Here is a 24374-nt window from a genome sequence, read left to right as displayed (position 1 = left end):
AGAAAAGCGAAAGCTTTCTATACAAGCGGTGAGTTTCTACAAATTTTTTGCAATTATTGATGAAATTATAAAACTTTCATGCGTAATCTTTTGCGAAAAAATAAAAAATAGGTAGAATGAACGAACGTTCAGTTAATGATGTCACAATATGTTGAAAGAAGAAAAAGTACATAATGAAGTTGCATTACGTATTTTAAAAGCAACGGATACATTGATGGCAAGATATGGGGTGCAGCATTTATCTACTCACAAGATAGCAAAAGAGGCTGGAGTATCAGTCGGTACAATCTATCTATATTTTAAGGACAAAGAGGATTTATTGACCCAGTTTGTTGTTTATTTATTTGGGAATTTTCATCGGGCTATAGAGGTTGCTTATCAACCTGATTTACCTTTATTTGATCAGTATCAATATCTATGGAAAGCAACATGGAGATTTATGCTTGAAAATCCTAATATTGTAAAAAATATGCATCAATATGAATCATTGCCACAATTTCGATCGATTTTAAAACATTATTCAATGCTAGAAAATTCAGTATGGAATAAGTTTGTTAAGCAAGGGCAAAAGGATGGGGTTATTCTTTCCCTACCAAGTCAAATTTTATTTTTGATGAGCATGAAAACCGCATGGCAACTGATGTATTCTCAACTATTGAATGAGAATCCTTATTCAGATGAATTAATAAATACCGTGATTAATTCGACTTGGAAAGCGATAATTAATTAACCTTTTGGGTTATAAGGAGAAAATATGACATTAGGAAATGAAAAGCCGTCAGTCTGGAAAAGACTAGGTTTTGGGGGAATTCTACTCTTCGTAATATTGGTATTTGTTGGCGTTATTGGTTTTAACATGTTCATTGCTCAACAAAAGAGAGCATTTGCTGAGAATATGCCTGAGCCTGTAAATCTTGTTACAGCAGATACTGTTGTGGCAACAGATTGGACTCCAACTATTGATGCAGTAGGCTATATTCGTCCCAAACAGGGGACTATGTTAAGTTCACAAATTAATGGAACTGTAAGTCAAATTTTAGTTAAAGCAGGTGATCAGGTTAAAAAAGGTCAATTACTTGTTGAACTTGATAGTTCTGTAGAAAAAGCAACATTGAAAGTATCAGAAGCACAATTACCTGCAGCAAAAGCAAATTACGAAAGATTTCGTTCATTAATTGCTTCTAGAAGTGCATCTAAATCAGAATTTGATGCAGCACAGGCAAACTATAATCAACTTTTAGCGAGTATTGAATCACTAAAAGCAACAATTCAACGTCGTCAAATTTATGCTCCTTTTGATGGTGTAGCTGGGATTGTAAAGATTAATGAAGGTCAATTCATTCCAGCAGGTACAGAAATTGTGCGTGTTGAAGATAGAAGTGAGATGAAAGTGAATTTCTCTTTACCTCAAACTGATCTTGCCAGAATAGGTGTTGGTCAAGCTATTTCAGTCCTAGTTGATGCATTTCCTAATCAACCATTCTCGGCAAAAATTATTGCAATTGATCCTGCTGTTGATAATACAACAGGTCTTGTTGAGATCGAAGCTCTAGTTAAGGATGCTGAAAAACTGTATTCAGGTATGTTTGCTCGTGTAGAAGTGTTATTACCGATAGAAAAGAATCAAGTTGTTATTCCTCAAATTGCAGTGACTTATACCATGTATGGTGAAACTGTTTATGTTTTAGATCCGCTTTCAGATGAAGAAAAAGCTCAATATGAAGAGCAAAATAAAGATGTGTCTAAAATGTTTCGTGCAAGACAACTTGAAGTAAAAACAGTTGATCGTCAAGGGCTTTATGCTCAGATATCATCAGGGGTGAAAATTGGCGACACTATTGTGACGGGGGGCTTCCAAAAGCTAAGAAATAATTCGTTGGTTGAAGTATCTGATAAAAAAGGTGCAGGTACAACTCAACCAGAAAGAACTTCTCGTCTATAAATAGAGGTAGTATATGAGATTTACCGATATTTTTATTAAGCGACCTGTATTAGCAATAAGTTTAAGTATTATTATTGTTATCTTAGGATTACAAGCGATCTTTAAATTACAAGTTCGTGAGTATCCTGAAATGACAACTACAATTGTTAATGTGACAACAACTTATCCAGGTGCGAATGCCGAAACAATGCAAGCTTTTGTCACCTCAAGATTAGAAGAAGCTATTGCGGAGGCGGATAACGTTGATTACATTACCTCTTCAAGTGCAGCCAACAGAAGTGCCATAACTGTAAAAATGAAATTAAATACCGATCCAGGTATTGCTGTGGCGGATATTTCATCAAAAGTGAGTGCAGTACGTTCTCGATTGCCTTCAGAAATTGATGATCCAGCTATTTCAGCATCATCAGGTCCGATGGATGCGATCATGTTTATTCAGTTTACATCCGAGGAACTTTCTTCACCACAAATGACTGACTATATTGATCGTGTAGTTAAGCCTCAATTTTTTACTGTAAATGGAGTAGCTAAGGTTAATCAGTTTGGTGGAGCAACTTTTGGTCTTCGTATTTGGTTAGATCCTGATAAAATGGCAGGTTTAGGATTATCTGCACCTGAAATTGTGAGTGCATTATCGTCTAATAATGTACAAACAGTTGCAGGGAATATTAATGGTTATTACACCGCTTATAGTAATAAAGTTGAATCAACGACTCGTAGCGTAGAACAGCTAGAAAATGTGGTTGTGCAAACAACACGAGATGGTCGCCAAATTAAATTAAAAGATTTAGCTAAAGTTGAATTAGACAAAAATAGTGACAGTAACCGTGCAATTATAAATGGGGCAGATGTAGTAGTTTTAGCAATTGAAGCAGCAAGTAATGCGAACTCGTTAACTGTTGCAAAAAATCTTTATCCAGTCTTTGAGCAAGTTAAGGCAAGCCTTCCTGCATCAATGAATACAAAGATAATGTATGATAAAACGATCTCAATCAACCACTCAATTACTGAAGTAATTAAAACGATTGTTGAAGCAACAATAATTGTGCTAGTTGTAATTACAATGTTCGTGGGTTCGTTTAGAGCCATGGTAATTCCTGTTGTGACTATTCCAATCTCACTTGTTGGGGTAATTATGGTACTACAAGGATTCGGCTTTACCTTGAATTTACTCACATTATTGGGATTAATTCTTGCAATTGGTTTGGTAGTGGATGATGCGATTGTAGTACTTGAAAATGTAGATAGACATATTAAAGAGGGGGAAACACCATTCCGAGCAGCAATTATTGGTACACGGGAAATTGCAACGCCTGTTATTGCAATGACAACAACTCTTATTGCAGTATATTCACCGATGGCATTGATGGAGGGGATTACAGGAACGTTATTTAAAGAATTCTCTTTAACATTAGCTGGTGCAGTATTTATTTCGGGGATTGCTGCATTAACCTTGTCACCAATGATGTCTAGCCGTATTTTAAAACACGCAGATAACCCAACTTGGTTGGAACGTAGAGTTGAAAACTTTCTAGTCAGAATTACTAAATGTTATACAAATATGTTAGCGTTTATTATGACAATGCGTAAATCAATGCTTGTGTTTGCTGTCGCTATTTTTGTTACATTGCCTTTCTTATTTAATTCATTGTCGACTGAATTAGCTCCAAATGAAGATAAAAGCTTTGTAATGGGACTTGCAAACGGCCCAGCCAACGTGAATTTAGATTACATGCAAGAAGTCTTAACACCATTTGCTATTGAATCACAGCAGATTCCTGAAGTGAGTGCAACGCAGATTATGCCAGGTTTCCCAAGTGCAAATGGAGCATTTTTATTGTTTCCTTTGGTAACATCTAGTGAAAGAGATTTATCACAAGCTGAGGTGCTTAATAAAATCAAAGCAATGGCGGATCGTGTTCCTGAAGCTTCAATTATGACTTTCCAACCAGCAGAAATTTCGACAGGAGAAAATGGCTTACCATTTAGTTTTGTGATAACAACAGCTCGTGATTATCGAGACTTGGCTCAAGTTGCTCAAAATTTCTTAGAAGAGGCTCAACGTTCAGGACAGTTTTTCTTCAATCGCTTAGATTTAAAATTTGATACTGCAACGATGCGAATCAATTTAGATCGTGAAAAAATGGGTGCTTATGGTATTACAGCTCGCCAAATTAGTACGACTTTAGGGAGTTATCTTTCAGGAGCAACTCTAGCTCGTGTTGATATTGATGGACGTTCTTATAATATCGTTTCACAAGTAGAACGTGAAAAACGTTTAAATCCACAAGATTTAGGTAAGTATTTTGTCAAAGCAGTTAATGGTGATGCAATTCCTTTAAGTACCTTTGTTACAATGGAGTTAGATACTCAGCCTACAAGTTTAACAAGATTGAATCAGTTAAATTCAGCAACGATTGGTGGAGTGGTTTCTGGTTCAATTGGGGATGCGGTAGCTTGGGCTGAAGCTAAAGCTGCACAAATTTTACCAGCGGGTTATCAATATGACTTTATGGGAGAATCTCGCCAATTTAAACAAGAAGGTAGTGCCTTAATGCTGACCTTTGCATTGGCGGTTGTGATGATTTACCTCGTATTAGCGATTCAGTTTGAGTCATGGAGAGATCCTTTGGTAATTTTGGTTTCTGTACCATTAGCAATCAGTGGTGCTTTACTAGTACTGAATATATTAGCTTTTATGAGGATACAAGGAGCTACACTGAATATTTATTCTCAAGTCGGATTGATTACCCTCGTAGGATTGATTACCAAGCACGGTATTTTAATGTGTGAAGTAGCGAAAGAAGAGCAATTACATCATGGAAAATCTCGTGCAGAAGCGATCTTCTATGCAGCAAAAATTCGTTTACGCCCAATTTTAATGACAACAGCAGCAATGATTGCAGGTTTAGTCCCATTATTATTTGCTGAAGGTTCTGGTGCGGTAATGAGATTTAGTATTGGGATTGTAATTGTTTCCGGCTTGGCAGTTGGGACAGTATTTACATTGTTTGTACTCCCTGTCATTTATACTTTCTTAGCAAGTGAACATGAACCACTTATGGAATTTGATGAGAAAGAAACAGTACCGGTAATAACAAAATAGTACTAGATAAAATACATTCTATGTAATATAAAAGCGGTTAGATTATGCAAAACATTTGTAAAATCTAACCGCTTGTTTTTTATTTAAAATTTATAAATTAGACACTAACAATGCTCATTTTTGGACCAAATGGTTCAAAGTGAATATTATTTTCTTCCCATCCATTTTCGGTGAGTAGTTTTAGCATACCTTCCATAAATGAAATTGAACCACATAGATAAATTTCTGCATCTTGTGGGATATGTTGCTTGATAAAAGTACCATCAATTCGATTTGCATTTTCGGTATAAACAATATGAGATGTTGCTTGTTGTGCTTTAGAGAGTAATAACTCTGATTCTGCTTTAAATGCATGATATTTTTCATTAAAGCATGAATGTATCCAGTGGATAGGGCGAGATGGATTTTTATTTACTTGAGCTTCTAACATAGCGAGGATTGGTGTTATACCTATACCGCCACTCAATAAAACAAGGGGTTTTTCATTTTCAACCAGTAAAAAATCTCCGGCTGGAGCAGTAAATTCCAAAGTGTCGCCAATATTTATTTGATCGTGTAAATAATGGGAAACTAGACCTTTTTTATCACTCTCTCCTTCACGTTTTACCGCAAATTTTAATCCTTCAGAAGTGTCTGTTGAACAAATAGAGTAGTGACGTAACGAAAGATTTTCTTCCCCTTTTGGCTGGACGCGAACGGTAATATATTGACCTGCCACGATTTCTGGTAGTGTAAAATCAGGTTTGACGGTAAATTCTACAACATTGTTAGATACTGCTCGTTTATTTATTACCTTAAATGGTTTGAATCCTGCCCATGCGGAATGATCGTACATGTCTTTTTCAACTTTTATAAAAATATCAGCAATAACACCATAGGTTTTTCCCCATGCTTCAATAATTTCAGGTGTTGCAGCATCACCGAGAACTTCTTTTATTGCTTTGAGTAAGTTTTCACCAACGATCGGATAATGCTCTGGTTTAATTTCTAATGCTCTGTGCTTGTGCCCGATTTGTGCGACGTGAGGTAAAATATCAGCCAGGTTATCAATATGTTTTGCTGCAGCTAGCACGGTTGTCGCTAATGCCATTGGCTGATGGCCTTGTTTTTGGTTGGTCTTATTAAAGATATTGAGAAGTTCTGGATGAGCTTCAAACATATTTTTATAAAATGTCTGCGTTATTGTCGTGCCATGCTGTTCTAAAACAGGAATAGTGGCTTTAATAATGTCTTTAGTTTGTTGATCTAACATAATCACTCCAAGGTTGTATAAAAGAATACCTGATTAATTTAGTCAGGTATTGATAGTATACATTTTTCCTTAGAAAATGATTTGCGACAAATCAAAGTTAATTTTATTTCATAAAAAGAAATAATTTTTAGTAAAATTTTTGCAAAATCTGACCGCTTGTTTATTTTTATTTTATGGCTGATTTTAGGTAGAATAACTATAACATTATTGAATAATAGGAATTTTAAATGAATAAACTTAGTGTAGTGATTTTAGCTGCGGGTAAAGGAACTCGAATGTATTCTGATTTCCCAAAAGTATTACACTCTATTGCTGGCAAACCAATGGTTAAGCATGTCATTGATACTGCAAAACAACTTTCTGTCGATCAAATTCACTTAATTTATGGACATGGCGGAGAATTATTACAACAACGTTTAGCGGATGAACCAGTAAATTGGGTATTACAAGCAGAGCAATTGGGAACAGGGCATGCAATGCAACAAGCAGCCCCATTTTTTGCCGATGATGAAAATATCCTTATGCTTTATGGTGACACACCACTTATTACTCAAGTAACCTTAGAAAAATTAATTGCGGCCAAACCAGAAAATGGGATTGGATTATTAACAGTCGTGTTAGATAACCCGACAGGCTACGGCAGAATTATTCGTGAAAATGGTTCAGTAGTGGCGATTGTAGAACAAAAAGATGCTAATCCAGAGCAACTTAAAATCCAAGAAATTAATACGGGTGTGATGGTTGCAAATGGTGCGAGCTTTAAAAAATGGTTAGCTCAATTAGATAATAATAACGCTCAAGGTGAGTATTACATTACCGATGTTATTGCTATGGCAAATAAAGATGGATTTACGGTACAAGCTGTACAAGCAACAGATTTGATGGAAGTGGAAGGGGCAAATAACCACTTACAACTGGCTAATTTGGAGCGTTACTATCAAAAACGAGAAACAGAAAAATTATTATTAGCTGGTGTTACGATTATTGACCCGAATCGTTTTGATATTCGTGGTACTGTTTCTCATGGAAAAGATGTTGAAATTGATATCAATGTCATTTTAGAAGGCTCTGTAAAATTAGGTAATGGCGTAAAAATTGGGGCGGGCTCTGTCCTTAAAAATTGTGAAATTGGTGATGGAGTAGAAATCAAACCTTACTCAGTGATTGAAGATGCAATTATCGGTAAACAAGCAAAAATCGGCCCATTCTCACGTTTACGTCCCGGTACTACTTTGGCGGATGAAACCCATATTGGTAACTTTGTGGAAATCAAAAATGCCGAGATTGCCAAAGGCTCTAAAGTAAATCATTTAACCTATGTAGGCGATGCAAAAATTGGTTCTAATACCAATATCGGTGCAGGTGTAATTACCTGTAATTATGATGGAGCAAATAAATTTAAAACGATTATTGGCGATAATGTATTTGTGGGATCTGATACCCAATTAGTTGCTCCAGTAACCGTTGCAAATGGTGTTACTATCGGTGCAGGAACTACGGTAACAAGAGATATTGCAGAAGATGAATTAGTGATTTCTCGTGTGCCACAACGCCATATCCAAGGTTGGCAACGTCCGACAAAGAAAAAATAGCGTATTTGAAACATAAACAAGCGGTCACTTCCGCATAAAAATTTGCAATATTACAAATAATTTAAGATGGTTCAGCATAACAAAATGTTGTATTATGCACCTCTTTTTATTACATATTCTTGCCTAAAAAGGCACTTAATTTATTTTGAGGATAACAATGGCGACTTATAGCACAACTGACTTTAAACCGGGTTTAAAATTTATTCAAGATGGCGAACCTTGTGTAATTGTAGAAAATGAATTTGTGAAACCAGGTAAAGGTCAAGCATTTACTCGTACAAAAATTCGTAAACTTATCTCAGGGAAAGTACTAGAAATTAACTTCAAATCTGGTACTTCAGTAGAAGCAGCAGATGTAGTGGATTATAACTATACTTATTCTTATAAAGATGATGATTTCTGGTATTTCATGCACCCTGAAACATTTGAACAAATTTCGGTTGATGCAAAAGCATTAGGTGATAATGAAAAATGGTTAGTCGATCAAGCAGACTGTATCATCACACTGTGGAATGGTACTGCAATCAGCGTAACACCGCCTAACTTCGTTGAATTAGAAGTTATTGAAACTGATCCAGGTTTAAAAGGCGATACTGCGGGAACTGGTGGTAAACCAGCTACATTAAGTACGGGTGCGGTAGTGCGTGTGCCTTTATTTATTCAAATTGGTGAAGTAATTCGTGTTGATACTCGTTCTGGTGAATATGTTTCTCGTGTAAAATAATAACAATAGTCTATTTTTTATAGAGATTTTACATTCAGTGAAAACTTTATAATGAAAAGCAGAGTCTATTGCGGTAGAATCTTAATATACAAGCATTATTAAAAGAGGAAACATTATGTCAGTAGAAATTCTTGATCAACTCGAAGGAAAAATTAAACAAGCAGTTGAAACTATTCAATTACTTCAATTAGAAATTGAAGAATTAAAAGAGAAAAATGAATCAGCAAATCGTGCCAACGATTTATTGCGTCAGGAACATGAACAACTTAAAGCGGAACATCAAAATTTCCAAGATCGTTTACGTTCACTTTTAGGTCAAATTGACAACGTTTAATTTTAATCTTAAAAAAGAAAACGGCTAAATCTTGGGCTAATCCTAGAATTAGCCGTTTTTTATAGGATCTGTCCTATGGCAAAACTTTACTTTTATTACTCTTCTATGAATGCTGGGAAGTCGGCAATGCTACTTCAATCCTCATATAATTACCAAGAAAGGGGGATGAATACTCTCGTTTATACCGCAGCAATAGATTCCCGATATGGCGTAGGTAAAGTGGCATCACGTATAGGGATATCACAAGATGCTAATTTATTTTACCCAACAAGTGATTTATTTCAGGAAGTCTGTGAGCATGTAAAGCAACAGACACTACATTGTATTTTGATTGATGAAGCTCAATTTTTAACCAAGGATCAGGTGTATCAACTGACTGAAGTTGTCGATAAGCTTAATATTCCTGTTTTGTGCTACGGGCTTAGAACTGATTTTCAGGCTGAATTATTTGAAGGTAGTAAATATCTGCTTGCGTGGGCGGATCAGCTCGAAGAACTAAAAACAATCTGTTATTGTGGTAGAAAAGCCAATTTTGTGATCCGTATGAATGAAAAAGGTGAAGCCATTTCATCAGGGGAGCAAATTCAAATTGGTGGAAATGATACTTACCTTTCTGTTTGTCGTCGTCATTATAAAGAGAAATTACATAGTAAATAAATTATTTTGAATAACAATGATAGGGGAAATATGTTTCCCCTTATTTATACTCTTTTAGTAAGTATAAGTTCGGTAGAGAAAAAAGACGATTAAAATAATAAGCATGACGATTATCTGTATTAATCGTTTCTTAGTGAGTTTTTCTGCTGGCATAACTATCCTATTTTTGATGATATTTTAGTAATTTATCTATTCTACATTTTATTAAAAGTGTGTTAGAATTTGTCCTAAATCAAATTTAAGTGACAAATTTCCGCCTATGAAAATTGTATCTGATTCAAAAACAAATGGAAGAACATCTTGCACAATTCATTGCCAGAATTGTAGCATTAGTCAGCTTTGTCTTCCTTTTACACTCAATGAACATGAGTTAACTCAGTTAGATAATATCATTGAGCGCAAAAAGCCTGTACAAAAATCACAGATTATTTTTCAGTCTGGTGAAGAATTGAAGTCTATTTATGCTATCCGTTCTGGAACTATAAAAAGCTATACTATTAGTGAGAGTGGAGAGGAGCAAATTACGGCTTTTCATTTACCTGGTGATTTAGTTGGTTTTGATGCAATTATCGACATGAAACATGTTGGTTTTGCCCAAGCCTTAGAGACTTCAATGATTTGTGAAATTCCTTTTGATATTTTGGACGATCTTGCTGGAAAAATGCCAAAAATTAGACATCAAATTATGCGATTGATGAGTAGTGAGATTAAAAGTGATCAAGAGATGATTTTACTTTTATCAAAAATGAGTGCAGAAGAAAAATTAGCTGCATTTTTATACAATTTGTCACAACGCTATTCTGCTAGAGGCTTCTCAGCTAGAGAGTTTCGCTTGACTATGACTCGTGGTGATATTGGTAATTATCTAGGGTTAACAATTGAGACAATTAGCCGGTTACTTGGTCGCTTCCAAAAGAGTGGTATGATATCAGTTCAAGGTAAATATATTACTATTAATAAAATGGATGAGCTAAGTGATTTAGCTGGCGGAATTCGTTCTCAAATTCCCGTTTCTGTAGCTTGTTCTTGACCTAAATACTCCTAACAACTGTAATATTTAGCACTTAGTGTTACAGCTTTTCAGATTTTATCGAATATTCATGCCATAAAAAAACCCGATATTTATAAAAATATCGGGTGAGGCTTTACCTAAAAAATGAAAAAAACTTACTATTTACTAATACAACTCAGCATCTAGTTACTTGAGTCAGACTGTATATGTATCAATAAGTTCAATTAGTTTGCATTATATTTTAATGGTTGTTATTTATCCAATTAATGGGGGGGCATAAGATTTATATGTTGGTATTTATATAAAAATGATTTAAAATCCATCAGTTAGAATGTGATCTTTAGTGTATCCATTTTATTTAGAGTGGCTCTGTATGGAATATTGTTGTTGCAGATGTCATTTTTATTTAACGTTTATTCAATTCAAAGTAGGTATTAATTTTATGAATAAAATTTTTAGAGTTATATGGAATCAAGCAACCCAGAGTTGGGTCGCTGTATCCGAGCTATCAAAAGCTAAGGGAAAAACGAAATCTAGTAGTTTATCCAAGTTAGGTGTGATGGCAACATTAGTTGGAACATCATTCTTTAGTGTCAATACGCTTGCAGCAGTTGTTATCGGTGAAATCAATGCCGAAGGTAAAGCAGTTGTTGGAAACGTGAAATATGTAAATAAAGATGGTACTCCTTCCGATAGAAGACCATCTAATACCTTAGCGATTGGTGATGATCTGACTATAGGTAGTTTTGGTCTTACTACTGCTGGTGGTGGAAACAATATTGCACTTGGTAATAATATTATTAACCGTAGTGGTGATTTCGCAGGGATTGCACCTCGTCCAGGTGTTGCAATTGGTAATGGCGTAACATCAACGGGTAATGGCGCTATCACAATTGGAACCTATGGCGACTGGTTAGGATTCGGTGAGAAACAGCAACGTACATATAACAGTGGCGCAGATTCTATTGCTATAGGTGCAAATACTCACGTTGGTTTTGAAAATGGTGCAGAAGTTGATTCAGACAATGTATTGGGTGCTGTTGCAATTGGTAGTGATGTTCGTATTCAACCGGGTGTAAAATATGGTATCGCTCTCGGTGATAATGCGGCTGTCTATTCATCTAGAGGGACAGCTTTAGGTGCACGTAATACAATTGCTTATTCTGAAGAATCAGTTGCAATAGGTGCCTTTGCTCAAGCTGGTACAGGGAAACAAGGCCCAACTTTTACAGAAGATCGTTTCCGTAAAAATGATAGAGCTACTGAGATTTCAGGTAAATTTGCAACAGCTGTAGGGCCTGCTGCTAAAGCACTGAATGAGCGTTCTTCTGCATTTGGTGCTGCAAGTTATGCTGATGCAGACAATGCTACTGCTATCGGTCGTCATGCTTATGCCCGTGCTAATGCAGCTACTGCATTAGGTTCGCTCTCAAATGCAACTGGTGATAAATCTATTGCAATTGGTGGTTCTACAACTCGAAATTCAGCTGCAGCAGCATCTGGACAAGCGGCTATAGCTGTTGGTAGTGAAACCTCAGTAGGCTCAGAAAATGGATTAGCGGTAGGTGTTAAAAATAATCTTACTGCTGATGCTAAAGATTCTGGTGCTGTAGGTTACAACAACAAGATTGCTCAAAATAATACTTATGTTGTTGGTAATAACGTAACTACTTCTCAAGCTAATAGTGTTGTTTTAGGTAATAGTTCAAGCGACAGAGCAGCAACAGTAGAAAACTCAGCCACTGTAAATGGTATAACTTACTCAGGTTTTGCTGGGCAAGGTGCACCAGCTAAAGGTGTTGTAAGTGTTGGTAGTATTGGAAATGAGCGTCAGCTAATCAATGTTGCAGCAGGAAATATTTCTGCTACTTCTACAGATGCAATTAATGGCTCACAACTTTATTTAACTCAAAATGCATTAGGTAATTTAGCTAAAGCTGTACAAAATAATTTAGGTGGCGGCGCTACTCTAAATCCAAATAATGGAACTGTAACAGCTCCAACTTATACTGTGAATGTTGCAAATCGTAAAGCTGCTGGAAATGAGGATGCAATTGATCCTGCAAACAATGTTGGACAAGCTTTAACGAATTTAAATACTTATGTAAATAGAGGCTTCCAAGTTCTTGATAATGGTAATACTGTTAAGAGTACAGTTACTCCAGGAGAAGCCGTTCAGTTTGTTGATGGTAAAAATACTAAAGCAAATGTAACTGCTGAAAATGCTTTAGGTGTAACTAAAGTAACATTTGATGTTGACTTGCCTGAAATCAAAACTGAGCCTGTTTCAGTTAATGCATCAACAGGTAAAGCAACAGGAAATAATGGTGCTGCAAATGTTGCGAATGAAAATGCATTAGTGACAGCTAAAAATGTAATTGATGCAGTAAATAATTCATTCTGGAAAGTGACTTCTGATGTAGAAGGAGGCAAATTTGCAGATAATGGTCATTCAAAAACTGATGCTTCAGTTAAAGCTGGCGATACAGTTAAATTACAAGCAGGTAAGAACTTAACTGTTAAACAAGCAGGTACTAATTTTACTTTTGCTACTCAAAATGATGTTAATTTTGATAGCGTACAATTAGGTAATAATGGACCTAAGATTACAAATAATGATGGAAATATAAAATTATCAGGTCCTAATGGGAATACTCCTATTAAAATCACAAATCTTGCAGATGGAACTGATGGTAAGGATGCTGTAAATTTATCTCAATTAAATCAAGTTAAAGAACTCGCTGATAAAGGATGGGGAATTGGTGATACTAATGCTACAAAAATTAGCGATGTTAAACCTGGTAACCAAGTAAACTTTGTTGGTAGCGATACAGTAGAATCTGTAGTAGTAAAATCTAATGATGGACAAGCTGCTACTAATGTTACCTTTAATGTGAAAACTGGCGAAGCATCTATTGATAACGCTAGTGGTAAAGTGAATGTTCCTGCTGATGGTGGAAAAAATTTAGTAAATGTAACCACATTAGCTAATGCAGTGAACAATGCTTCTTGGACTTTAAAAGAAAAAGGGCAAGACAAAGACAAGATCACTGCTGGTGATGCTATAGATTTTGTTGATGGACAAGGTACAAAAGTAAATATAACAACTGCTAATAATAACGTATCTACTGTTAAATTTGATATTGATTCTGCAGAAGTTAAAGACTTATTAAAAGGTGATATTTCTGTTGAGTCTAATAAAGCAAAAACTGATGATGCAGCAGATTCTAAGTTAGCAACAACTAGCGATGTAGTTAATGCTATTAATAATACTGGATGGAAATTAGGTGGCAAAGACAGTACTGGTACTCCTTCATCATCAGTAGTCAAACCTGATTCACAAGTAACATTTGTTGATGGAAATAATACTCAAGCAATTATTGATTTAATGGATCCAAATAATCCTTCTGTTAGTGTGAATGTTAAAACAACAGACCTACCAGTTGGTAATGATGGAAAAATTAGTACCGTTACTAATGGTGATCAATTAGTAAATGCAACTACTGTAAGTAAAGCTATTAATGAATCTGGTTGGGTTTCTACAATTGGTGGAAATATTTCCGAGAAACAAGTAGGCGCTGTTCAAGATAGAGTAATTAAACCTAGTGATAAAATTTCATTCAAAGCAGGAGATAATCTTGTAGTTCAACAAGATGGTAATGATATTACTTATTCGACAGCTAATAATGTAACTTTCACTAATGTTAATGCAACAGAAGGCGTTCGCGTTGTTGGTGGTCCATCACTTTCAAAAGATGGTATTGATGCTAACGGTAAGAAAATTACTAACGTTTCTACAGCTGTAGATGGTAACGATGCAGTTAACCTAAATCAATTGAACAGTACTGTTCAGAATTCAAGCTGGAATTTGAAAGTTGCACAAGGCTCGAATGAAGCAACAAATGTACAAGATGGAAAAGTTAATCCAAATGATAATGTTGTAATTCGTGGATTAGATTCTGTAAAAGTTGAAGCTGGTACAGCTTCAAACGGTTCAGATTATTTAGTTAATATTAGTGTAAGTTCTGAGAAGATTAGTGCAAACCCAGCAACTGGTAAAGTTGGTGCTGGTGATGCAGGTGTGAGTGATAAAGTTACAGATCCAAATGCACTTGTAAAAGCACAAGATGTTATTGATGCTGTAAATCAATCAGGCTTTACATTGTCAGTTGGTGGACAACAAGGCTCTGTTGTTAATCCTGGCGAAAAAGTAGATTTAAGCAATAAAGATGGAAACATAATTATTGAAAAATCACCAGATAATAATAATGTCACATTTAAACTTAATGATGTAGTTCATGTTGGACCACAAGATGGCGGTATATCAATTGATGGTACAAATAAAACTATCAGTGGTTTAAATAGCACTTTACCAACTAATAATGTAAACAACGGAGTTGCACCTAGTAATATAGATACATCCAAAGTAGCAACAGTGAGTGATGTATTGAATGCAGGTTGGAACCTGAAAGAAAATAACGTCGATAAAGACTTTGTAAAAGCATACGACACGGTAAATTTTGTTAATGGTACAAGTACAATTGCAAATGTTTCTGTAAATGAAAATGGTACTATTGCAAATGTAACATTTAATGTTCTAGATACGGTTATATCTGTTGTTGATGGTTCTAATACAGCTGCAAATGCAGCTCAGGGTAAAGTTGTTGCTCCATCTGATGCTGACAAAAATAAATTTGTGACAGCAGGAAATATTGCTGATGCTATCAATAAAACAGGATTCACATTTAAAGTGAATTCAGATGATGGTGAATTTGTAAATCCAGGTGATGTTATCGACTTTAAAGATGGTAAAAACATCAAGATAACTAGAAATGGTGGTAATTTCACTATAGCAACAGATGAAAACGCGACATTTACTACAATTAATGTACCGACAGATCCTGCAAATCCAACAAATAGCCCTATTGCTATCACTAAAGATGGTATTAGCGCAGGTAATAAAGTTGTTAGTAATGTAGGTAAAGCAGCTGATGTTTATACAGATCCTGACAATAGAAAAGGGTTAACTAACTTAACAGATGCAACAGATGGTAATGCATTAACAGTTGCAGATGCGAAAAATATGGGTTGGATTGTTTCATCAAATAAAACTACAGATAAGTTAGGTGAAGCATATACAGCACAAGTTCGTAATGCTCAAGAAGTTGAGTTTGTTGGAACAGGTTTAGCAACTGTATCTGGTAAATCTGATAATGATAAACGTACAATTACTGTTGATGTAAATGCACAACGTGTTATCGAGTCTGCACAATTGCCAGTGGTATACACAAAAGCTGATGGTAGCAAAGTATATAAACAAGCAGATGGTTCATTTAATGAGAAACAAGATGGCTTAGGTGCAACAGTAGCAGCAGATCAAGTTATCGCTTCAATGAACAGTGGAGCAAATGCAACAACTACTCCAACTACATTAGCTAATGTGAAGGGTAATTTACCAGTAACTACAAATAAAGTAGGTACAACAGAAGCAACAGTATCTCAACTTGCACCTGACTTCACTGGTAAGGAAGCTTCATTGAATAATGCAGCAACTGTAGGTGATGTGTTGAATGCAGGTTGGAACTTGAAAGAAAACAATACCGCGAAAGATTTTGTAAAAGCTTACGATTCAATTGCGTTTGTTGATGGTAATGGTACAGCTGCAAATGTATCAATAAATGAAGATGGCTCTGTTGCAAATATTACATTTAATGTAGTGAATACAACATTAACAGCTTCTGAAGGTGCTGCTAGCAACAATGGCAATACACCTAAAGGAAAAGTCGTTACTCCAAATGCTGCAGATAAAGATAAATTTGTAACAGCGGGTGACATAGCTGATGCTGTAAACAACACTGGTTTCACATTTAAAGTGAATTCAGATGAAGGTGAATTTGTAAATCCAGGCGATGTTATCGACTTTAAAGATGGTAAAAACATCAAGATAACTAGAGAAGGTGGTAATTTCACTATAGCAACAGATGAAAACGCGACATTTACTACAATTAATGTACCGACAGATCCTGCAAATCCAACAAGTAATCCTATTGCTATCACTAAAGATGGTATTAGCGCAGGTAATAAAGTTGTTAGTAATGTAGGTAAAGCAGCTGATGTTTATACAGATCCTGACAATAGAAAAGGGTTAACTAACTTAACAGATGCAACAGATGGTAATGCATTAACAGTTGCTGATGCGAAAAATATGGGTTGGATTGTTTCATCAGATAAAACTACAGATAAGTTAGGTGAAGCATATACAGCACAAGTTCGTAATGCTCAAGAAGTTGAGTTTGTTGGAACAGGTTTAGCGACTGTATCTGGTAAGACTACAGCAGATAAACGTACAATTACTGTTGATGTAAATGCACAAGGTGTTGTTGAGTCTGCACAATTGCCAGTGGTATACACAAAGGCTGATGGTAGCAAAGTATACAAACAAGCAAATGGTTCATTTAATGAGAAACAAGATGGCTCAGGTGCAACAGTACCAGCAGATCAAGTTATCGCTTCAATGAACAGTGGAACAAATGCAACAACTACTCCAACTACATTAGCTAATGTGAAGGGTAATTTACCAGTAACTACAAATAAAGTAGGTACAAAAGAAGCAACAGTATCTCAAGATGCACCTGACTTCACTGGTAAGGAAGCTTCATTGAATAATGCAGCAACTGTAGGTGATGTGTTGAATGCAGGTTGGAACTTGAAAGAAAACAATACCGCGAAAGATTTTGTAAAAGCTTACGATTCAATTGCGTTTGTTGATGGCAAGGGTACAGCTGCAAATGTATCAATAAATGAAGATGGCTCTGTTGCAAATATTACATTTAATGTAGTGAATACAACATTAACAGCTTCTGAAGGTGCTGCTAGCAACAATGGCAATACACCTAAAGGAAAAGTCGTTACTCCAAATGCTGCAGATAAAGATAAATTTGTAACAGCGGGTGACATAGCTGATGCTGTAAACAACACTGGTTTCACATTTAAAGTGAATTCAGATGAAGGTGAATTTGTAAATCCAGGCGATGTTATCGACTTTAAAGATGGTAAAAACATCAAGATAACTAGAGAAGGTGGTAATTTCACTATAGCAACAGATGAAAACGCGACATTTACTACAATTAATGTACCGACAGATCCTGCAAATCCAACAAGTAATCCTATTGCTATCACTAAAGATGGTATTAGCGCAGGTAATAAAGTTGTTAGTAATGTAGGTAAAGCAGCTGATGTTTATACAGATCCTGACAATAGAAAAGGGTTAACTAACTTAACAGATGCAACAGATGGTAATGCATTAACAGTTGCTGATGCGAAAAATATGGGTTGGATTGTTTCATCAGATAAAACTACAGATAAGTTAGGTGAAGCATATACAGCACAAGTTCGTAATGCTCAAGAAGTTGAGTTTGTTGGAACAGGTTTAGCGACTGTATCTGGTAAGACTACAGCAGATAAACGTACAATTACTGTTGATGTAAATGCACAAGGTGTTGTTGAGTCTGCACAATTGCCAGTGGTATACACAAAGGCTGATGGTAGCAAAGTATACAAACAAGCAAATGGTTCATTTAATGAGAAACAAGATGGCTCAGGTGCAACAGTACCAGCAGATCAAGTTATCGCTTCAATGAACAGTGGAACAAATACAACAACTACTCCAACTACATTAGCTAATGTGAAGAGTAATTTACCAGTAACTACAAATAAAGTAGGTACAAAAGAAGCAACAGTATCTCAAGATGCACCTGACTTCACTGGTAAGGAAGCTTCATTGAATAATGCAGCAACTGTAGGTGATGTGTTGAATGCAGGTTGGAACTTGAAAGAAAACAATACCGCGAAAGATTTTGTAAAAGCTTACGATTCAATTGCGTTTGTTGATGGCAAGGGTACAGCTGCAAATGTATCAGTAAATGAAGATGGCTCTGTTGCAAGTATTACATTTAATGTAGTGAATACAACATTAACAGCTTCTGAAGGTGCTGCTAGCAACAATGGCAATACACCTAAAGGAAAACTTGTTACTCCAAATGCTGCAGATAAAGATAAATTTGTAACAGCGGGTGACATAGCTGATGCTGTAAACAACACTGGTTTCACATTTAAAGTGAATTCAGATGAAGGTGAATTTGTAAATCCAGGCGATGTTATCGACTTTAAAGATGGTAAAAACATCAAGATAACTAGAGAAGGTGGTAATTTCACTATAGCAACAGATGAAAACGCGACATTTACTACAATTAATGTACCGACAGATCCTGCAAATCCAACAAGTAATCCTATTGCTATCACTAAAGATGGTATTAGCGCAGGTAATAAAGTTGTTAGTAATGTAGGTAAAGCAGCTGATGTTTATACAGATCCTGACAATAGAAAAGGGTTAACTAACTTAACAGATGCAACAGATGGTAATGCATTGACAGTTGCTGATGCGAAAAATATGGGTTGGATTGTTTCATCAAATAAAACTACAGATAAGTTAGGTGAAGCATATACAGCACAAGTTCGTAATGCTCAAGAAGTTGAGTTTGTTGGAACAGGTTTAGCGACTGTATCTGGTAAGACTACAGGAGATAAACGTACAATTACTGTTGATGTAAATGCACAAGGTGTTGTTGAGTCTGCACAATTGCCAGTGGTATACACAAAAGCTGATGGTAGCAAAGTATACAAACAAGCAGATGGTTCATTTAATGAGAAACAAGATGGCTCAGGTGCAGTAGTACCAGCAGATCAAGTTATCGCTTCAATGAACAGTGGAACAAATACAACAACTACTCCAACTACATTAGCTAATGTGAAGGGTAATTTACCAGTAACTACAAATAAAGTAGGTACAACAGAGGCAACGCTTTCTCAAGCTGCACCTGACTTCACTGGAGCTAATGCTTATAAATTAAATAATGCAGCAACTGTAGGTGATGTGTTGAATGCAGGTTGGAACTTGAAGGAAAACAATACCGCGAAAGATTTTGTAAAAGCTTACGATTCAATTGCGTTTGTTGATGGCAAGGGTACGGCTGCAAATGTATCAGTAAATGAAGATGGCTCTGTTGCAAACATTACATTTAATGTACTGAATACAACATTAACTGTTTCTGATGTAGCAACTGATGCGAATGGCAATACTCCTAAGGGTAGAATTGTTACTCCAACAGATGAAAATCAAGATAGATTTGTAACAGCTGGTGATCTTGCTAATGCAATGAATAATACAGGATTCACACTTAAAGCTAACGAACAAGCTGGTGAGTTAGTGAAAGCTGGTGATGTTGTTGAATTCAATGATGGTAGAAACATTACTGTTACACAAGATGGAACTAATATTACTGTAGCTACTAAAGATGATGTAACCTTTAAAACAGTACAACTTGGGGATAATGGACCAAAATTATCTAGTGATAATAATGGTAACATTCGCTTAGGTGGCTCTGAAGGTGAACCAGTTAGAATTACTAATGTTGCAGATGGTGATATCAGTCCAAATAGTAAAGATGCAGTGAATGGAAACCAACTATACAAAGTTCAACAAATTGCTAATAAAGGTTGGAATCTTACAGCTAATGGTAAGGACAGTTCAAATGTAGCCCCTGGTGGTACAGTTGATCTGAATAATACTGATGGCAATATTGAAATTGTAAAAGATGGAAATAATGTTAGCTTTGATTTAGCTCCAGTTGTAAGTATTGGTGATGGTGACAATAAAGTTACTATTGATGGTGATAAAGGTACTATTACTAACTTGACAAATAAAACCTTTAATCCAAATGATTTTACTTCTGGTCAAGCTGCAACTGAAGATCAGTTAGGCTCTGTCTACGATTCTTTAAGCGACAAAGTAAACAACTCTGGTTTCGAACTAGCTGGTAAAGCTAACGAAGGTGGTCAATTTATTAAGGCAGATGATTTATCAGATTCTCGTATTAATAATAATGAGACATTAGGTCTAGATGCCGGTAAGAATATTAAGATCACTCAAGTAAATAATGGTTATGAAATTGCAACCACAGATACTTTGGATGTTAAAGAAATTGTTATAGGCGAACCAGGACAAAATGGTCAGCCAGGTGTTTCTATTTCTAGTAAAGATGGTGTTGGTACTATAGGATTAAGCGGTAAGGATGGTGCTAATGGTATTAATACAGATATCAAACTAGAGAGAGGAAAACCAACAGTAGATCCTAACGATAGTAAAGATGGAATTAATCGTATTACTTATACGACTCCAGATCCAAGAAATCCAAATGCAACAATTACTCGTCAAGTTGCAACAATGGATGATGGATTAGTCTTTGCTGGTGATAGCGGTACTGCATCTAGTCGTAAATTAGGTGAAACAGTTAAGGTATCTGGTGGTCAGCAAGATGCAACTAAGCTATCAAATAATCCAAATATTGGTGTAGTATCTGATGGTCAAGGTACATTGGCAGTTAAACTTGCAAAAGATATTGATTTAGGTCCTGAAGGTAGCGTAACCGTTGGTGATACAAGAGTTGATAACAATGGTGTAACTATTAATCAAGGTCCATCAATTACTAAGTCTGGTATTGATGCTGGAGGTAAACCTATTACTAATGTAGGACCTGGCAGAAATGGCACAGATGCGGCTAATGTAAATCAATTGAATGCTCTTACTAAAGGTATTGCTGATAAAGTTAACCGTAACAACAAAGATCTCAGAGCAGGTATTGCTGGAGCAAATGCTGCGGCAGGTTTACCACAAGTTTACTTACCTGGTAAGTCAATGGTAGCTGCATCAGCAGGTACGTTTAGAGGTCAAAATGCAGTTGCAGTTGGTTATTCACGTGCAAGTGACAACGGTAAGCTTATCTTGAAACTTCAAGGTAATGCTAATACTCGTGGTGACTTTGGTGGATCGGTTGGTGTTGGTTACCAATGGTAATTTACACAAATTAATTCAGCTTAACTAGCATTAATTAGTACAAAGCCCCCTTCTTTTGAAGGGGGCTTTTTTATCAGTAAGATTTAAGATTATTGTCGTTAAATATAAAAATACCGCCTGTAGTTACAAGCGGTAAGTTCATATAAATATTGTGTAAATTTACTAGTACTTATTGCTTTTAGCCAGTATTACGCATACCGGCTGCAATTCCAGTAATGGTAATCATCAATGCTTGTTCTAATTCTGGATTTGGATTTTCTCCTTGTAATCGTAATCGGTGCAATAATTCTACTTGAAGTAAATTAAGTGGATCTGTATAAATATTACGTAAAGCGATTGATTCAGCAATCCAAGGTAAATCGGCCATGAGTTGTCCTTCATGAGCGAGAGATAAAACAGTTTTAATATCTGATTTTAGTTGATTACGTAATGTTTCGCCTAAATGATGTAGATTTTCAGGTACAAGGCGTTGATCGTAATGTTCTGCAAGCCATAAATCTGTTTTACTGAATACCATCTCTAACATACCAATTCGTGTAGAGAAGAAAGGCCACTCTTGGCACATTGCTCTAAGTAATTCTTCTTGTCCATTATCTATAAATTGTTGTAGTGCAGAACCAGCGCCTAGCCATGCAGGAAGCATTAATCGGTTTTGCATCCAAGCAAAGATCCAAGGAATTGCACGTAAACTTTCAACACCACCATTTGGATTTCGTTTTGCAGGACGAGAACCTAGTGGTAATTTTGATAGTTCTTGTTCTGGTGTTGCTGCTCTGAAATAAGGCACAAAATCAGTTTCGCCTCTTACAATATCACGGTACTGTTCACAAGAAATTTTAGAAGCTTGATCCATCATATCTCGCCATGCTTGTTTTGGCTCTGGCGGTGGGAATAAATTAGCTTCTAAAATTGCGCTAGCATAAAGATCTAAGCTTTCAACAGCAACCGCAGGTAAACCAAGTTTAAAACGGATCATTTCTCCTTGCTCTGTAGCGCGTAATCCATTTTTTAGTGAACGAGGAGGTTGAGATAGTAGGGCTGCATGGGCAGGTGCACCCCCACGACCAATAGTGCCGCCACGCCCGTGGAATAAAGTTAATTCAATAGAATAATTTTCACAAAGATTGACAAGAGCTTCTTGTGCTCGGTATTGTGCCCAAGAGGCAGAAAGCATCCCTGCATCCTTCGCAGAATCGGAATAACCAATCATTACCATTTGTTTATTATTAATAACGCCACGATACCAACCAATGTTAAATAAGCTTGTCATTACTTTCTCACAACGATCTAAATCATCTAAAGTTTCAAATAATGGCGCAACAGGAATATTAATTTTACAGCCTGCCTCTTTTAGCAATAAGTGTACTGCAAGTACATCGGAAGCTTCTCTAGCCATTGAAATAACGTAGGCTGAAATAACACCTTCTGTTTGTTCTGCAACGACTTTACAGGTGTCTAATATTTCTTGTGTTTCAGGACTTGGTTGCCAATTTGTTGGGACTAGTGGACGACGGGAGCTAAGCTCTCGTACGAGAAAAGCTTGTTTATCATCCTCTGTCCACTGTGAATAGTCGCCTAGTCCAATATAGCGAGTGATTTCAGCAATTGCCATGGTATGTCGGGTACTTTCTTGACGGATATCAAGACGAGATAGCCCTAATCCGAAGCAACGAACTCTACGTAAACAATCTAGCAGGCCGCCATTAGCGATAATTCGCATGCCACATTTATGTAATGATTGGTAACAATCGTATAATGGTTCCCATAGTTGCTCATCGTTTACTAAGATATCTTTAGAACTAATACTTAATGTTTTACCTTGTAGCAACTCAGCATAATAGGTCACGGTATTGGTCAGCTTTTCTCGCAATTTTTTCATTAAAATTCGGTAAGGTTCTTTATGATCCCCATATTTTGCTCGAAATTCAGGAGTACAGTTTACTATTGAAAGTTCATCCGCAAGTGATTTTATATCTTCTAAAAAAAGATCCGCCGCTTTCCAGCGATTCATCTGTAATACTTGACGAGTTGTTTCGGCTGTAACAAATGGGTTACCATCTCTGTCTCCTCCCATCCAAGAAGAAAAGCGGACAGGTGCTAGACCAACAGGATGTTGAACGCCAAAGTTTTTTTCTAAATGATAATTAATTTGGCGACAAAATTCAGGTACTGCTTTCCACAAGCTATTTTCAATAACTGCCATTCCCCACTTTGCTTCATCTACTGGTGTTGGGCGTTTTGTACGAATTTCATTGGTATGCCATGCTAATGCAATGAGTTGCATTAAGCGTCGTTTTAATTTAGTTGTTTCTTTATCAGTTAAATCATTATGTTCTAAACGGCTCAAAGTACGATTAATTTCAACATGTTTATTGACGAGTGAACGTCGAGTGACTTCAGTTGGATGAGCGGTTAATACGAGATCAATAAGTAATTTTTCAACTGTTTCAATCACTTTTTCAGCAGGGATATGTTGTGCTTTTAAACGTTCAAATAATTGTCCTAGCGAGCGATCACCTAATGATGAATCTTGACTATGGCGTGAGATTGTTTGGTATTGTTCTGCAATGTTGGTGAGATTTAAGAATTGGCTAAATGCTCTTGCAACAGGAATAACGTTTTCTGTGGAAATATTGGCGAGGATATCAAGTAATTCTTCTCTTGCTTTTTCATCCCCTGAACGTGAACTTCGAGAGAGTTGTCTAATATTTTCAATGAGTTCTAAAATTTCATTGCCTTGTGCATCTCGAATGGTTTCACCAAGAAAGTCACCTAGCATATGAATGTTGTGACGCATTGATTCGTAAAGTTGGCTCATCGCTTATCCTCTTTTTAGGTAAAAT

11 protein-coding genes are annotated in these 24374 nt (G+C 36.1%); 9 read left to right on the top strand and 2 right to left on the bottom strand.

The annotated features are described in order from the left end of the window. The first annotated feature begins 148 nt into the window (after positions 1-148). The 3 genes from A6A10_RS06580 to A6A10_RS06570 are packed head-to-tail and all read left to right on the top strand — an operon-like array spanning position 149 to position 5048. Entirely contained in the window at positions 149-730 is a 582-nt protein-coding gene (locus A6A10_RS06580; protein WP_121120778.1) for a TetR/AcrR family transcriptional regulator, read from the top strand. 24 nt (positions 731-754) lie between these two features. Further along, positions 755-1942, top strand: coding sequence for an efflux RND transporter periplasmic adaptor subunit (locus A6A10_RS06575; RefSeq protein WP_121120780.1), 1188 nt, complete (start codon positions 755-757; stop codon positions 1940-1942). 13 nt (positions 1943-1955) lie between these two features. Beyond that, positions 1956-5048: an efflux RND transporter permease subunit gene (locus tag A6A10_RS06570; protein ID WP_121120782.1), complete on the top strand. Its 3093-nt coding sequence runs from the start codon at positions 1956-1958 to the stop codon at positions 5046-5048. Positions 5049-5145: 97 nt separating this feature from the next. Here the strand turns inward: A6A10_RS06570 and hmpA are convergent, their stop codons facing one another. Next, positions 5146-6300 carry an NO-inducible flavohemoprotein gene (hmpA, locus tag A6A10_RS06565; protein WP_121120784.1) on the bottom strand — a complete coding sequence of 385 codons (1155 nt, stop codon included), beginning with the start codon at positions 6298-6300 and terminating at the stop codon, positions 5146-5148. Between the two features lie 227 nt (positions 6301-6527). Between hmpA and glmU the strand changes: the two genes are divergently transcribed. The 6 genes from glmU to A6A10_RS06535 all read left to right on the top strand — a co-directional run bounded on the left by glmU (position 6528) and on the right by A6A10_RS06535 (position 21531). Beyond that, positions 6528-7892 (top strand): bifunctional UDP-N-acetylglucosamine diphosphorylase/glucosamine-1-phosphate N-acetyltransferase GlmU, encoded by a 1365-nt coding sequence (gene glmU, locus A6A10_RS06560; RefSeq protein WP_121120786.1) that lies wholly within the window; start codon positions 6528-6530, stop codon positions 7890-7892. Between the two features lie 157 nt (positions 7893-8049). Continuing rightward, the gene (gene efp / locus A6A10_RS06555; RefSeq protein WP_121120788.1) at positions 8050-8616 is read left to right on the top strand and encodes an elongation factor P; all 567 of its coding nucleotides are present in this window, start codon (positions 8050-8052) and stop codon (positions 8614-8616) included. Between the two features lie 115 nt (positions 8617-8731). Further along, the gene (zapB, locus tag A6A10_RS06550; RefSeq protein ID WP_121120790.1) at positions 8732-8950 is read left to right on the top strand and encodes a cell division protein ZapB; all 219 of its coding nucleotides are present in this window, start codon (positions 8732-8734) and stop codon (positions 8948-8950) included. A gap of 75 nt (positions 8951-9025) precedes the next feature. Beyond that, the gene (locus A6A10_RS06545; RefSeq protein ID WP_121120791.1) at positions 9026-9607 is read left to right on the top strand and encodes a thymidine kinase; all 582 of its coding nucleotides are present in this window, start codon (positions 9026-9028) and stop codon (positions 9605-9607) included. Positions 9608-9866: 259 nt separating this feature from the next. Beyond that, on the top strand, positions 9867-10637 hold the full coding sequence (locus A6A10_RS06540) for an FNR family transcription factor (RefSeq protein ID WP_121120793.1): 771 nt from the start codon (positions 9867-9869) through the stop codon (positions 10635-10637). A gap of 424 nt (positions 10638-11061) precedes the next feature. Then, complete coding sequence (locus tag A6A10_RS06535) at positions 11062-21531, top strand: YadA-like family protein (RefSeq protein ID WP_195759396.1); 10470 nt, start codon at positions 11062-11064, stop codon at positions 21529-21531. Positions 21532-21709: 178 nt separating this feature from the next. Here A6A10_RS06535 and ppc read toward each other — a convergent pair whose 3' ends face one another. Next, positions 21710-24349 carry a phosphoenolpyruvate carboxylase gene (gene ppc / locus A6A10_RS06530; RefSeq protein ID WP_121120795.1) on the bottom strand — a complete coding sequence of 880 codons (2640 nt, stop codon included), beginning with the start codon at positions 24347-24349 and terminating at the stop codon, positions 21710-21712. Positions 24350-24374 lie beyond the last annotated feature (25 nt).

The sequence above is a fragment of the Otariodibacter oris genome (genome assembly GCF_009684715.1).
Classification (GTDB): domain Bacteria; phylum Pseudomonadota; class Gammaproteobacteria; order Enterobacterales; family Pasteurellaceae; genus Otariodibacter; species Otariodibacter oris.
This window is presented reverse-complemented; position numbering and strand designations above follow the sequence as displayed.